Annotated in this window: 8 protein-coding genes; 3 read left to right on the forward strand and 5 right to left on the reverse strand. The window is 75.5% G+C overall.

Translation table 11 applies throughout. The features are described from left to right. Window positions 1-200: 200 nt before the first annotated feature. From WMF20_RS17615 to WMF20_RS17625, 3 genes are read right to left on the reverse strand one after another with little or no spacing between them, the layout of a single operon-like run. Window positions 201-1,481 (reverse strand): DUF4147 domain-containing protein, encoded by a 1,281-nt coding sequence (locus WMF20_RS17615; protein WP_437615088.1) that lies wholly within the window; start codon window positions 1,479-1,481, stop codon window positions 201-203. Next, on the reverse strand, window positions 1,478-2,248 hold the full coding sequence (locus WMF20_RS17620) for a hypothetical protein (RefSeq protein WP_437615090.1): 771 nt from the start codon (window positions 2,246-2,248) through the stop codon (window positions 1,478-1,480). Before WMF20_RS17620 ends, WMF20_RS17615 begins: the two co-directional genes overlap by 4 nt. Further along, entirely contained in the window at window positions 2,248-3,579 is a 1,332-nt protein-coding gene (locus WMF20_RS17625; protein WP_437615092.1) for an HD domain-containing protein, read from the reverse strand. Before WMF20_RS17625 ends, WMF20_RS17620 begins: the two co-directional genes overlap by 1 nt. Window positions 3,580-4,132: 553 nt before the next feature. Here WMF20_RS17625 and WMF20_RS17630 point away from each other — a divergent pair. The 3 genes from WMF20_RS17630 (at window position 4,133) to WMF20_RS17640 (ending at window position 8,683) form a co-directional block, all read left to right on the forward strand. Then, window positions 4,133-4,372 (forward strand): hypothetical protein, encoded by a 240-nt coding sequence (locus WMF20_RS17630; RefSeq protein ID WP_437615094.1) that lies wholly within the window; start codon window positions 4,133-4,135, stop codon window positions 4,370-4,372. 145 nt (window positions 4,373-4,517) lie between these two features. After that, window positions 4,518-6,635, forward strand: coding sequence for a hypothetical protein (locus tag WMF20_RS17635; RefSeq protein WP_437615096.1), 2,118 nt, complete (start codon window positions 4,518-4,520; stop codon window positions 6,633-6,635). 314 nt (window positions 6,636-6,949) lie between these two features. Beyond that, window positions 6,950-8,683, forward strand: coding sequence for a serine/threonine protein kinase (locus tag WMF20_RS17640; RefSeq protein ID WP_437615098.1), 1,734 nt, complete (start codon window positions 6,950-6,952; stop codon window positions 8,681-8,683). Between the two features lie 18 nt (window positions 8,684-8,701). On the opposite strand, the gene mutH is transcribed toward WMF20_RS17640, so the two are convergent. After that, window positions 8,702-9,385 (reverse strand): DNA mismatch repair endonuclease MutH, encoded by a 684-nt coding sequence (gene mutH / locus WMF20_RS17645; RefSeq protein WP_129575458.1) that lies wholly within the window; start codon window positions 9,383-9,385, stop codon window positions 8,702-8,704. A gap of 220 nt (window positions 9,386-9,605) precedes the next feature. Next, window positions 9,606-13,160 (reverse strand): protein kinase domain-containing protein, encoded by a 3,555-nt coding sequence (locus WMF20_RS17650; RefSeq protein WP_437615100.1) that lies wholly within the window; start codon window positions 13,158-13,160, stop codon window positions 9,606-9,608. Between the last annotated feature and the right edge of the window lie 315 nt (window positions 13,161-13,475).

A 13,475-nucleotide genomic window follows, 5' to 3' on the forward strand; every position in this document is an offset into this window, starting at 1 on the left:
GCGCGGTGAGCGGCGCGCCGGGCAGCGCGGTGAGCGGCGCGCCGGGCAGCGCGGTGAGCGGCGCGCCGGGCAGCGCGGTGAGCGGCGCGCCGGAGGGAGCGGAGCGCCGGCGGGAGCGGCGCGCGGGGGGAACGGCGCACAGCCGCGTCCGCGCAGCAGCGTCGGCTCGCGCGCGTGTCGCGGGCCGTGCGCGCCGACGATCAGCTCGCGCGCGCGACGATGTGCAGATCGGTGAGGTTGTGGCCTGTCGGGCCGGTCTCGACGCGCGTACCGAGGGCCCGGTGCGCGGCGGCGTCGTCGAAGCCCGCGAGCGCCGCGTCGATCGCGCGGTCGTCCATCGCGGCGGCCGCAGGCCGGACGACGACCGCGCCCGCCGCGCCGGAGCTGCCGTCGGCGCCGTCGGACGCCGCGCAGAGGAGCGCCACGTCCGGCGGCAGATCGCGCACGGCCGCGAGCGCGATCCACCCCGCGCGGCCGCCGGCGCCGCGCCGGGCCGGCAGCGCGAGCGTCGGCTCGCACGGGATCACGACCGCTTCGCCCGGGGCGAGCGCGCGCGCGAGCGCGAGGCGGCGCTCGACGATCGCGCGCGCGTCGCCGTCCTCGGCCGGGGCGGCGACCGCGCGCAGCCCCGCGCTGTCGGCGAGGGCGGCGGCCACGCGCTCGGCGAGCCTGTCCGGATTGGCGAGCAGGCGCGCCTCCACGCGGCGCGCGTCCGCCGGCTTCAGCGACTCGCTCAGCGCGGGCGCGAGCCGCGCGAGTCGAGGGGCCCGGCGGTGGAGCGCGGCGAGCGCGTCCTCCACGCGCGTCGGGTCCGGGACGGTGGGGCCCGAGCTGATGTCGTGCGGGAGCCCGCCCACGACGTCGCTCAGGAGCAGGGTCAGCACGCGCGCCGGCGCCGCCGCCGAGGCGAGCCGCCCACCCTTGATCCGCGAGAGGTGGCGGCGAACGAGGTTGACCTCCTGGATCGGGGCGCCCCCTTCCAGGAGCGCCGCCACGAGGGCCTGCTTGTCCGCGAGGGACACGCCCTCGGGCGGCGCCGCGAGCAGCGCCGAGGCGCCGCCGGAGATGAGCGCCAGCAGGAGATCGCCGGGCCCGAGCGCGGCCGCCGCGGCGAGCGCCGCCTCGGCCGCCTCCACGCTGCGCGCGTCGGGGATCGGGTGCGCCGCGCGCATCACGCGCAGCGGGCGCAGCGCGGCCTCCTCGGGATCGGCCGGCGCGACGTGCCGATCGCGCGCGGAGGTCGCCGGCGCCGCGACGGTGACCGCGAGCCCCCCGGCGATGCCGTCTCCCCAGCTGCGGAGCGCGCCCCGGGCCATGCCGAGCGCCGCCTTGCCGGCCGCGATCACGACCACGCGGCCGCGGCGCGCGCCGGCCTCCGCGTCGAGCGTGCGCTCGACGAGCCCCGCGGGATCGAGCTCCGCCAGCCCGGCGCGGAACGCGGACACGAGCGCCGTGCGCAGCGCGTCGAGCGCGGCGCTCAACGGCCCCCCGCGCCGGCCTCGCTGCGCCTCGCCGCTACCCGGGCGGGGGCGCGGTCGCCGGCGTCGACGATGTGCGCCGAGGCGACGTGGTGCCAGCTCAGCGCGATCGACACGAGCGCCCGTTGCTCGTCGCGCGGGCTCGCGTCGCCCGCGAGCGCCGGTCCGCCCCAGCGGAGCGCGCCCCGCACGCCGAGGAACGGGCCCGTGGCGCGGCCCAGGAGCGGCACGTCGAGCGACAGCGAGAGCTCGAGCCCGGGCTCCGACGCGAGCCCGCCTCCGGGCGGCGCCTCCCAGAACGAGCCCACGCCGAGCGCGACCGAGTCGATGAGCAGGTCGAGCCACGGCGCGCCGAGCTCGAGGTCGCTCGCGTACCGGCCGAGGAACAGCGGTTGAATGAAGACGCCGCCCGCGATCGAGCGCGCGACGGTCGCGCCCCGCGCGCCGAGGGCGTCGGTGTAATGCGCATACAGGCCTGCGGTCGAGAGGTAGGCCGCGGCGCCGTGCGCGCAGAGCGCCGGGCCCCCGCTCGCGAACGAGGCGCCCGCGCCCGCGCGCAGATCGAGGTCTCCGTCCAGGCGGCCGTACGCGCCGTCGCCGTCCGCGCGCGCCGCGCCGTCGCCGTCCGCGCGCGCCGTGGACGCCCCCGCGAGCGCCGCGAGCGCCACGGCGCCGGCGAGCGCCCTGGCGGCGCCGCGGCGCTCGCGCGCCGTGCGGAGCGCCCGCGCGGGCTCGACGGATCCCCGTGCTGCCTTGTTCGTGGTCGTCATCAGCGTACCAGCGCCTCCCGCACCGTGTCTCGCAGCTCGGGCGCGAAGAGGATCCGGGTGCGCGTCATCGTCTCGTTGCGCAGCCGCTCCAGCAAGAACGACACCTCGGCGGGGCGCCGCGGGCGTCCTCTCGGGTAGACGACCAGGAGCGACTCGTCCTCGGCGTAGGGCGTGTCCTCGGCGACGTCGACGCCGACGTACACATCGGGGTCGAGCCCGGCGCCCTGCGCGATCTCGCGCACGGTCGAGAGCGCCGTCGCGCGCCGCGCGTCGCGTCCGGCCGGCGTCTCGCCGGGCTCGGGGAACAGCTCGACCGATTTGAAGAGCGAGCGCGCGCGCAGGCGGCGGGCGAGATCGGACAGCACGGGATCGGACGCGTTCTCCCACGCGTGGATGGCCCCGAGCAGGACCTGATCGTCGAGCTCCAGGTACTGCTCCAGCGTGGGCATCTCGCCGACGGCCATCGCCGCGACGGCGGCGGGGACCTCGGGGATCCGGTCGCCGGCGGCGAGGCGGGCGACGACGCGCCGGAGGATGGCGCCGATCATCCACTCCGCGCTCCGCGTGGTCTTGTGGAAATAGACCTGTTGGAACATGAAGTAGCGGGCGAGGAGGAACGACTCGATGGCGCGCATCCCCTTCGTCCCGTCGATGGCGAGCGCGGGAGCGGGCGGGGCAGACGCGGCGCCGCCGCCGGGCATCTCCACCTGGACGTCGCTGAACCTGAGGCTGCGCAGCAGCCACGGCAGATCGTACTCGCCGTACCTCACGCCCGTCGCGTGCGCGTCGCGCAGGAGGTAGTCGCAGCGATCGACGTCGAAGGTCCCGCTCACCGCTTTGGCGAGGTACGGCAGCTCGTGTCGCCCGCCGATGAGGTCGGCCACCCGCTGGGGCAGGTACGGATCCTGGCGCACGAGCACCTGGTGCACGTCCGAGGCCGGGTCGAGCAGGATGCGCTCGGTCCAGCGCTCATGGTGGAGCGCGCCCGGCATGGCTTCCTCGAAGAGGTGCGAGAGCGGGCCATGGCCGAGATCGTGCAGGAACGCTGCGGCGATCGCGTCGCGCGCGCGATCGCTGGTCACCCTTTGCCAGAACGGGAGGTCGCGGTCGATCTGGCGGAACCTCGCGATCAGGAGGCGCATCACGTGGGCGGCCCCGAGCGCGTGCGCGAAGCGGGTGTGCTCGGCGCCCGGGTACGCCAGCGAGGTCAGCCCGAGCTGCCGGATCCGTCGCAGCCGCTGCACCTCGCGGGCGCCGAGCAGGCGCGGGACGATCGCCGCCTCGCCGCTCTCGAACTCGATCAGGCCGTGGACGGGGTCGCGCAGGATCACGATGGTTCTCCACGCGACCCCATGGGCGCGAAGGGCGGCAGGTCACTCAGGAGCTGCCTGATGGCGCCCCGCTGCGGGTGTGTGCGCGGAGGGGAGGCCGCGCCGCTCCGGGCGTGCGGCGTGGAGCACAGCATGATGCGTATCGGACAGGGGCGGGAAATCAAGGAGGTGCGCGACGTTCCCACGCGAGCCTACGGGAAGGCAAGCGCGGCTCGTCGGGGAGCGTTCCTCGCGGGCGATGAGGCGACCTGGTCGGCGCAGGCGATGGGGCGACCTGGTCGGCGCAGGCGATGGGGCGACCTGGTCGTTTCCCCCGGCGACCATGGCGCGCGCGCGGCGCGCGACGGAATCTTTGCGGCGGGGGGGCACGCACGCCGGCGCGGAATATCGCGGTCGACGTCGAGCGTAGCGTAGAGACGTGTCGTGCCGCGGCGCGCGACGCGGCACGCGAACGCACCGGCGCATGCGCGTGCGTGCGAGGTCGTGCGATTGCGTGCGGCTCCGCCGTACGACACAAGACCTCGAGACGGCTCAGGCGGAGAGCGAAGCGGCGGTGAGCATCAGGAATCCTGCACCGGAATCCGGCGATGGCGCTGCACGGCGCTGCGAACGAGCGAACGAGAACCGGACCATGCGCGAACCGTGCGCGAACGATGCTCGAACGATGCGCGAGCGAGGCGCGAACGAGAACGCCGCCGAGGCGCGCGACGAAATTGTGAACGGAGAAAATTGTGAACGGAGGAGGAAAGTGCTCGATTTCTTGAAGCTGGACGAGCATCCTGGTGTACGTTAGGAGGCTGGCTATTCCGCTGGTTAACGTGGGTCATCGGAACTTCGGGAGATAGGTCGAACGCATGACCACGACCAACGGACGACAGTCGGGGCGGGGGAATCCTGCAGATGAGGAGCTAGGTCGGGTGACACGCGAATCGGGAGGCATGGCGAGCAGTGATGAGGCTGAGCTCGACGAGTCGCCGAGGCGGCTCGACGCGATCCTCCGCGCCCTCCCGGAGTCGGAGCTCAAGGGCCTCATCACGCGCATGGGGATCCGCATCGACGCGGCGAAGCGCATCGACGCGCCCTCTCAGGCGGCTCGAGCGCTGGTCGGCCTCCCCGACGTGCGCGATCCGTCGCGGCTCCCGACCGCCAGCCGGGAGCTGCTCCACCGCATCGCGGAGGCGGGCGGCGTGCTCGTCGTCCCCTCGCTCCCGGCCGGGCTCGAGCCGCTCATCGCGCGCGGCGTGGTCTACGCGCGCAAGACCGACGAGGGCATCGAGCTCGTGCTCCCCGCGGCGTTCCTGGTCCAGCTGAAGAGCTGGGAGAGCGAGGACCCGCGGGCGATCCGGGCGCTGCTCGCGCAGGCGCCGTTCGAGACGATGAGCGCGATCGCGACGCACTACCTCGGCCGTCCGGCCACGCCGCCCATCGCGCTGTCCCTCGAGGTCGCCTGGGAGACGCTGAGCGATCCGGACCGGCTCCGCGAGGAGATCGATCGCCTCGCGCCGGTCGAGCGCCGCCTGCTCGAGGCGATCGAGTCCGTCGGCGGCGAGGTCGACACGCAGGAGCTGCTCGATCTGGAGCGGGAGCCGATGCGCCTCCGCAGCGCGAGCGGGGTGACGGCGAGCCGGCGCGGCGCTGGCTTCGCGCTCGAGCGCCGCGCCTTCCTCATCCCGATCCACCCGAACCGCCACGTCGTGCCGACCGAGGTGGCCGCCATCGTGGGCGCGGATCGCCGCCGGATGCGCGAGAAGCGGCGGGAGCAGATCCGGTCGTTCGTCCTCGAGGAGGACCACGCCCCGCGGCGCGCCCGCTTCGCGTCGGATCCGGGGATGCTCTCGCTGGCGCTCGCGTACTGCGTGCGCGAGCCGGGGAGCGACGTGCGCCCCGGCGTCGGGACGCCGCGGTCGCTGCTCGTCCGGTTGGCGCAGCGCTTCGGGCGGGACGTCGAGAGCGTCGCGCTCGTCGCCGCGCTGTCGCGGGCGGTCGGGCTCTGGGACGCCTCGGCCGCGTCGCCGGCCACGCCGCCTGGCTCGCTCCAGGTGCAGGAGCTGACGCCGCTCCTGTTCACGACGTGGCGCCGCGGCGGCGCGTGGGATGAGGCGCGGGCCGAGCGGGAGGTGCTCCGGGTCGCGTCCGACAACCGCGACGCGAGCCCGATCGGCGCGCTCCGCGAGATGGTGCTCGACGCGCTGCACGACCTCGGCGAGGGCCGCTGGGTGCCGTGGCAGTCGCTGCAGGGCTACCTCGCGGCCGACGAGCGGATCGCCGGGGTCGAGCGGCTCGTCCGCCGTTGGGCCGAGCGCGCCTCGGTCGAGGCGCCGGAGGTCCCCGAGATCACGCGGCGGATCGCGCTGGAGTCGCTGCCGGCCCTCGGGATCATCGACCTCGGCGGGGCCGAGGACGTGGCCAGCGCGGATCTGGCGCTCCGGCTCACGCCGCGCGGGCGGGCGCTGCTCGCGGGCTCGGCGCCGAGCTCGGACAACGGCAAGAGCAAGTTCGTGGAGGCGCACGCGCTGCGCGTCGGCGCGAGCGCCAAGGTCTCGGCCGTGCTCGGGCTCTCGGCGTTCGCCGAGATCGGGCGTGTCGGCGACCAGGTCGATCTCCTGCTCACCCCGCCGTCGATCGCGCGCGCGCTGTCGGTGGGGCTCGACAGCGACGCCTTGCGCTCGCGCATCGAGGCGGTCGCGCCGCTGCCGGACACCATCTCGCGCATGCTCATCCAGGCGAGCGTCGTCATCGGCAAGGCGAGCTTCGTCGGCGCCTCCGGCTTCCTCTGGATCGAGGATCCCGAGATCCGCGAGCTGCTCCGTACGCGGAGGCCAGCGGCCGAGATGTTCGTCGATCCGTCGCCCCCCTCGGGCTTGCTGATCGAGGCGGGGGTCGATCTGGAGCGCCTCATCCGGCGCTGCCGCGCGCTCGGCGTCGAGATCGAGGCCGATCTCGGCAACCTCAAGGCCACGCGGCAGACGCCGGCGCAGGGCACCGAGGGGCCGCACCGGACCTCCTCGACGGCGAACATGCGCCGCTCCCGGACCCCGCCGGCGCGCACCCGCTGAGCTCGTTGTCAACCGCCATCGACCTGGCGCGACCGCGGGCCGACGCCGGCCCCGCGGCAGCGGCAGGGAGCGTCGGAGCCCGCTCGCCGCGGGCGCTGCGCGCTCGCTCGCCGCGGGCGCTGCGCGCCCGAGGGGAGGGGGTCGGGGCGGTGCGCCCGCGGTGCGTCATGAGCGCAGGCAGGGCCTGAGGCGCGCTCGCTTCCACCTCTTTCGCGCGCTCATCCCACGTCGGAGGCATTTTTTCGCAACGCTTTGCATTCCTGCGGCGTGAGGGGAATCGCTTCGGAGAAGCGCGACGTGTATACCTTAGCTCGATGGCGCGCTCCTCTGGTGAGCCGGACTCGACCGAAGGGGAGGACTCCGTCGGCCCGGAGACGGCTGCGTTTCCGCTCGGCGCGGGGGAACCCAAGGCCGACAACGTCTACACGATCGCGCCTGGCACCGTCATTGCGCGCAAGTACCGCGTCGAGCGGACGATCGGCCGCGGGGGCATGGGGCTCGTGGTCGAGGCGCTGCACCTCGACCTCGATACGCGCGTCGCGATCAAGTTCCTGCTCCCGGAGTTCATGTCGTACACCGAGGCGGCGGAGCGGTTCATGCGCGAGGCGCGCACGGTCGCCAAGCTGCAGACGCACCACGTCGTGCGCGTGCTCGACGTCGCCGCGCTGGACAGCGGCGAGCCGTACATGGTGATGGAGCTCCTCGACGGCGTGGACCTCGCCGGCCACGCGCACGAGGCGGGCACGCTCGCGATCGGCGAGTGCATCGATCACATCGTCCAGGCGTGCGAGGCGCTCGCGGAGGCGCATGCGCTCGGGATCGTCCACCGCGATCTGAAGCCGGCGAACCTGTTCCTCACGAAGCGCCCCGACGGCGCCCCGCTCATCAAGGTGCTCGACTTCGGCGTCTCGAAGATCCTCACCGGGGACACGGGCAACGTCTCCCTCACGCAGACGACCACGATCCTCGGGTCGGCGCTGTACATGTCGCCCGAGCAAATGCGATCGTCGAAGAGCGTCGATCCGCGCACCGACATCTACGCGCTCGGCGTGTGCCTCTTCGAGATCATCGGCGGCAGGCCGCCGTACGTCGCCGACAGCTTCCCCGAGCTGTGCGCGAAGATCTACACGTCGCCGCCCGAGCCGCTCCATGATCTCCGCCCCGAGGTGCCGGAGGGCCTCGTCGAGGTGATCGAGAAGTCGATCGCGCGCGAGCCGGAAGATCGCTACCAGACGATCGCGGAGTTCGTGCAGGCGCTCGCGCCGTACGCCGCGCCGGGCACGCGCACGACCATCGCGGGGATCCTCCGCCAGCACGCCGCGGAGCTCGATCTGCCCCCGCCGGCCTCGCGGGCGGCGATGTCGCGGACCATGTCGCGCGCCTCGCGCACGAGCAGCGGCGGCCCGTCGGTGACCGACAAGGCGGCGCGCACCGCCGGCTCTGCGCCCCCGGCGGAGGACGAGGCCCCGCGCCGCGGGCGCACGCTGCTCTACGTGGCGGTGGGGGCCGTCGCCGTGCTCGTGGGCGCGTGGGGCGCGCTCTATTTCCAGCGCAGCCAGCTCGCCATCGGCGCGGGCGACGCGGTCGCCCCGACGGCCGCGCCTTCGCCGGGTGACACCGCCGCGCCCGTCGATCTGGCGCCGCCGTCGCCCCAGCCGACGGACACCGCCGCCGCGCTCCCGAACGTCGTCCCCGCGGGCGATCCGGAGGCCGCCGACGCGGGCGCGAGCGCGGCGAGCGCGAGCGACGCGGGCGCAGCGGACGCGGGCGCCGCCGACGCGGGCGGCAGCGCGACCGAGGCGGCGGCGGACGGCGGGGCCGGGCCGCCCGCGGCGAGCACGGCGGCGGCGAGCGCTGCGCCGGGCAAAGCGCAGCGCGGGAGCGCGGGCGGGCGAGGGCGCCCGCGCACGACAGGGTCGACCGACTCGGCGCCCGCCAGCGATCCCGAGCCGGCGCGCCCCGTCTCGACCGTGAACAACGATCTCTCGATGGAGACGTGCTTCGCGACGATGCCGGACGGCACCAAGAAGGTCATCCCCTGCAAGTGACGCGCGCCCGCGCGACGATCACGCCGGCATCGCGGCCGGATCCCTCAGGATGGCGCCGGTGAAGCCCGGGCGCAGGTAGAAGCCGCGCGGCAGCGCCGCGATCAGCTCGCCGTCGCGACCGAACGCGAGCGTCCTCGCGCGCCCGCTCGCGGCCTTCGGTCGCACCTGGAGCCAGCGCCCCGCGTGCGCGGTGAGCCCCTCGACGGCGCCGATGCCGATGAGCCCCATGAGATCCTCGAAGTCCGCGCGCAGGACGCGCTCCTGCGCCTCCGTCGGGCGCCAGAGCCGCGGGGCGCCCAGCCGCCGCTCCTCGCTCGGCACGCCCGGCGCGGCGACGATCGGCACCCAGAGCACGTGGGCCAGCTTCGCGCGGGCGCGCGACGTCTCCCACTCCGCGCGATCGGCGTCCGAGAGCGAGATCGAGCAGACGAACGTCGACTCCTGCGGTGCCCCGGCCCCGTCGACGGGGATCGTCTTGAGCTCGATGCCGAGGTGAGGAAAATCGGGCCTCGACGTCGAGCCGGCGGTCGCGCCGAGCGCGCGCTCGACGAGCGCGCCGGCGGCCCCTTTCGTGCGCACGCCGCCGCGGGGCACCGCGCGCCCGAGCGCGCGCGCCAGATCCGCGAGCGTCAGGCCGGCGAGCGCGGACGCCCGGCATCGGAGCTCGGCTTCGTCGCGAGGCGGTTCCAGCGCGGGGATCAACGACGCCGCCCTTAGAGCATCGCGCGGCGCGACTCCAGCGATCCGAGGCGCTCGAGATAGGTTGGCCGCCGGGGTGCGCCGGAACGTCGATAGAATCGAGCAGCGCTGACCCGGGGGCCATGGCGGCCTTGTGATACGCGGCCCCCCCGAACGCGCCGCCAAGAGAGAGCCTACTGCCTAAATCCCCCCTTGCGCCCACAGGATTCGGAGGAAAAAGATGTCAGGAATTTCCCGTATGATTTTTCCGGGATCCTCCGGCGCCGTGCCGCGGAGCCCGCACGTCGTCGAGCGGCCACCTCATGTCGGCGAGCTGGCCCGTGATGCGGAGCAGCATCTCGCGCAGGGATGATGTGGTCGCGCGGTCCTGCGGGTTATGTCGTAGACATGCGTACATGAACGCCGCGATGTCGGCGGTCCTCGGGTCGTCGGCGAGGCGCTTGACCGGCGCGGGCAGCCCGTCGTGCGTGATGTGCGCCGTGATGAGGGCGACCTCGGTGGGCGCGTCGAACAGCGTCTTGCCGGTGAGGATCTCGTAGGCGAGGCAGCCGAAGCTGTAGATGTCGGCCGTGAGCGGGGTCGCGGTGGCCCCGGGCGGAACGACGCCCCAGATCTCGGGGGCGCCGTAGCAGCCGGTGGCGCAGCCGGGCCGGATGTGGCGGCCAGCCAGGCCGAAGTCGACGAGCACCGGCTCCCGCCCCCCGCGCAGGATCACGTTGGTCGGCTTGATGTCGAGGTGCCCGACGCCGACCGCATGCATGGCCTCCAGCCCGGCGAGGATGCCGTCGAGCAGCGCCACCGCGCTCCGCGAGGTGAGGCCCCGCGCGTCGAGCAGCTTGTCGCAGCGGATGCCCTCGATGAGCTCCATCACGAGGATCGGCTTCGGGCGGGCGCCCGCGTCGAACGTGACGAAGCGGGCGAGGTTCGGGTGATCGGGCAGCGAGAGGAGCGCGCCCGCCTCCTCCCGGAACAGGCGGAGGAAGTCGGCCTCCGAGACGCTCCGGGCCGCCGTGTGATCGTACTCGGGCACCTTGAGGGCGAAGCGCTCGGCCGACGGATCGTGCCGCTCCTCGGTGCGGGTGACGACGAACACCGTGCCCAGCGAGCCGCCGCCGAGCTGGCGGTGCACGTAGAAGCCGCCGAGCGTGCGGCGGCTCGGCAGCCACGCGGGCAGCGGCTGCTCGGGCCGGGCGACGCCGCCCGGCGCGCTCGGCCGCCGCACCGGGAGCTGCATGACGCACGGCACGACGAGGGCGACCACGTCGGCGAGCGCGCCCGGGATGCTCGCGCGCGCAGCCGAGACGAGCGCCTCGACGGGCGCGGCGACGCTCGGCTCCGCGTCCGCTTCCTCCTGCAGCGCGACCTCGATCGCGAGGCGCAGCGGCTCGGTCGCGCCGGAGGGCGGGGAGGGCGGGTGGTCGCCGCAGCGGCGGCGGGCGCCGGCGGTCAGCTGCCCGAGGCGCGTCAGGGCGTCCTCCAGCGCGCTGAGCGGCGAGGCGTCCGCGTCGCCGGCGCCCGCCGCGGTGAGCGCGCTGAGCGCGCGGGCCGCGTTCAGCGCCCCGAGCGCGCGCGCGAGGCGGGCGAGCGCGCCGCGCACGATCTCGGTGCGCTGCGACGCGCCCGCCGGCAGCGCCGTGACGAGCGCGTCGAGGGCGGCGATGCGCTCGAGCGTCGCGCGCGCGCGCTCGGCCTCGGCGAGCTCCGCGTCGAGCGCCCCCTTCCGCGTCGACCGGAGCGACACCGCGGCGCCCTCGTCGTCCGGCGCGCGCGCGCCTCCCTCGCGCCCCCCGCGCGCGAACCGCGCGTAGGCGCGCAGGAGCTGGGCGACGTCCGGGTGCATGCTCGCCTGGCCGAGCACGTCGAGATCGTCGGGGTCGCCGCCGCGCATCGCGGCGTGCAGGAAGATGTCGGCCGCGTCGGCCGCGCCCTCGCGCACGAGCGCGTCGAGGCCGCGGGCGACGGACGCGGCGATGGCGCGGCGGAGCGACGAGCCGCGGTCGGCGCGCAGCCGGTCGAGCAGCGCGCCGATGGCGCCGGTCCAGCGGGAGAGCACGCGCGCCTTGAGCTCCGGCTCGCCGCCGAAATCGGTGCTCTCGCCGTCGATCAGGTGGATGAGCGCGCGGAGGTTGCGCTGGTGCACGGTCACGTGCAGCGGCGGCGACGCGCTCGCGCCGGGCCGCGCGGCGGACCCCTCGGCGCGGAGCAGCCACCGCGCCAGCCGCTCGTCGAGGTCGTCCAGCGAGGCGACGCCGGTCGAGTCCTCGCTCGGCCGGCGGCTCAGGAGCAGGAGGCCCTTCAGCAGGCCGGAGCCGAGCAGCTCGGCGTCGAGCTCGCGCACGAGCCCCACCGCGGCCCTGCGCGCCGCGGCGCTCTGCGCGTCGTCGAGATCGCAGAGCTCGATCTCCTCGAGCGCGCCCACGACCTCGGCCGCGAGGGCGTACGCCTCCAGCGCGCGGCCGTGCGCCTCGCGCGGCCCGGTCTCGACGAACGCCGCGACGGCGCCGTCGAGCGCGCCGCGCAGCAGCGCGACCCCGGCGCCGTCCATCGAGAGATCGCGGTGGACGACGCGCGCGAGCGCCGCGAGGCCGTCGTCGCGGACGTGCGCGCTGGGCGGCGCCTCGATCGCGTCCTCGAGCGCGCGGGCGCACCGCGCCGCCGCGCGGGCGCCGAACGGCTCCCCGCGGCTCGTCACGCCGCGCAGGTCGCGCCGGAGCTCGACGATCGCCTCGGCCGTCGCCATCGGGGCCGCGCGCGCGATCTCGTCGAGCAGCGCGTCGGCGGCCTCGGGCTCCGCGTCGGCCGCGACGGGGAGCCCCCACACCATCGCCGTGGCGATCCCCGGGTCCTGCGCGAGCAGCGGGCCGCGGAGGAGCTCGACGGCGCGGCCGAGCGCGCCGTCCGGATCCACGGCGACGCTGGCGGCGAGCGACGCGGCGCCGCGCCGCCACTCGGTGGGGGAGAGATCGTGGGCGAGCAGGGCGCGCACCTCCTCGGCGAAGTCGGGCAGCACCCCCGCGAGCAGGCCGCGCGCCGCGGCGACGTGGCGCCACACGAGCGGCTCGCGATCGGCGAGGAGCGTCTGCCACGCGAGCGCGATCCCGTCGGCGCTGCGGTCGAGATCGCGCCGGCGCCCATCGCTCACGTTGCGGAAGAGCCGGAGCGGGAGGTCGTCGCCCTGCATGGCCCGGCGGGTCGCCTCGCGGGCGGCGCGCTCGAGGAGGCGCGCGGCGAGGCGCCGCTCCGGCAGGGAGCCGGTCGAGGGCGCCGCGATCCAGTCGCGCGACAGCTCGCGCCGCGAGGCGAGCAGCAGCGCGAGCGGATCGACCGGGATGTCCGTGCCCGCGGGGAGCCAGAGCGAGAGCATCACGCGGGCGCGGATGCCCGCCCCGGAGAGGCCGCGGGCCGAGCCGGCCGCCATGCGCGTGGCGAGGGCGACGAACGTCGCCGCGTTGCCGGCGTAGAGCTGGTTGAGCACGCGCCGGCCGAGCTCCCGCCGCTCGGGCCCGAGCGGGAGCGCTCCGGCGATCTCGTAGAGCGCCACGCTCGCGGCGGCCGGCGCGAGCCAGCTCAGATCGTCGAGCAGCCCGTCGGCCATGGCGGTCTGGACGCTCCGGAGCAGCCCATCCGGGCTGAGGGTGTCGAGCGGGGTCGAGCCGTCGAGCGCGTCGACGAGGGCGAGCGAGGCGATCGTCTGCCGGAAGAGCGCGCGCCGGACGTTCGGGTCGTCGTGGGACGTGAGATCGACGAGCCCTTCGAGGTATTCCGCGCGCGGTCGCATCGACAGGTGGCGCAGTCTAGCGCGACGGCGCGCCGGCCCCCCTCCCACGCCGCCGCAATCCTCGCGCGTCATGGAACCTCCCACCTCGATCCGGAGCGCGTGCGCTCCGCCGGCTCCGGTTGAGCCACCTCCCCCTACGATGATCGGACCGGCCGGGGGCGCGCCCTCGCCGCGCTTTCCGCTGCGCCGCCCGGGGTGACCACGTTGTGGACGAGGCCGACGCGCCCTCGCCGTCGTCGCGCGACGCGCGGGCGGCCCGCGGCCTCTCGGGCCCGGCCGCCTGGGCCGCTGGCGGGCGCGACAGCGCGCCCGGCC

Source organism: Sorangium sp. So ce834, assembly GCF_051521425.1.
Taxonomy (GTDB): Bacteria; Myxococcota_A; Polyangia; order Polyangiales; family Polyangiaceae; genus Sorangium; species Sorangium cellulosum_D.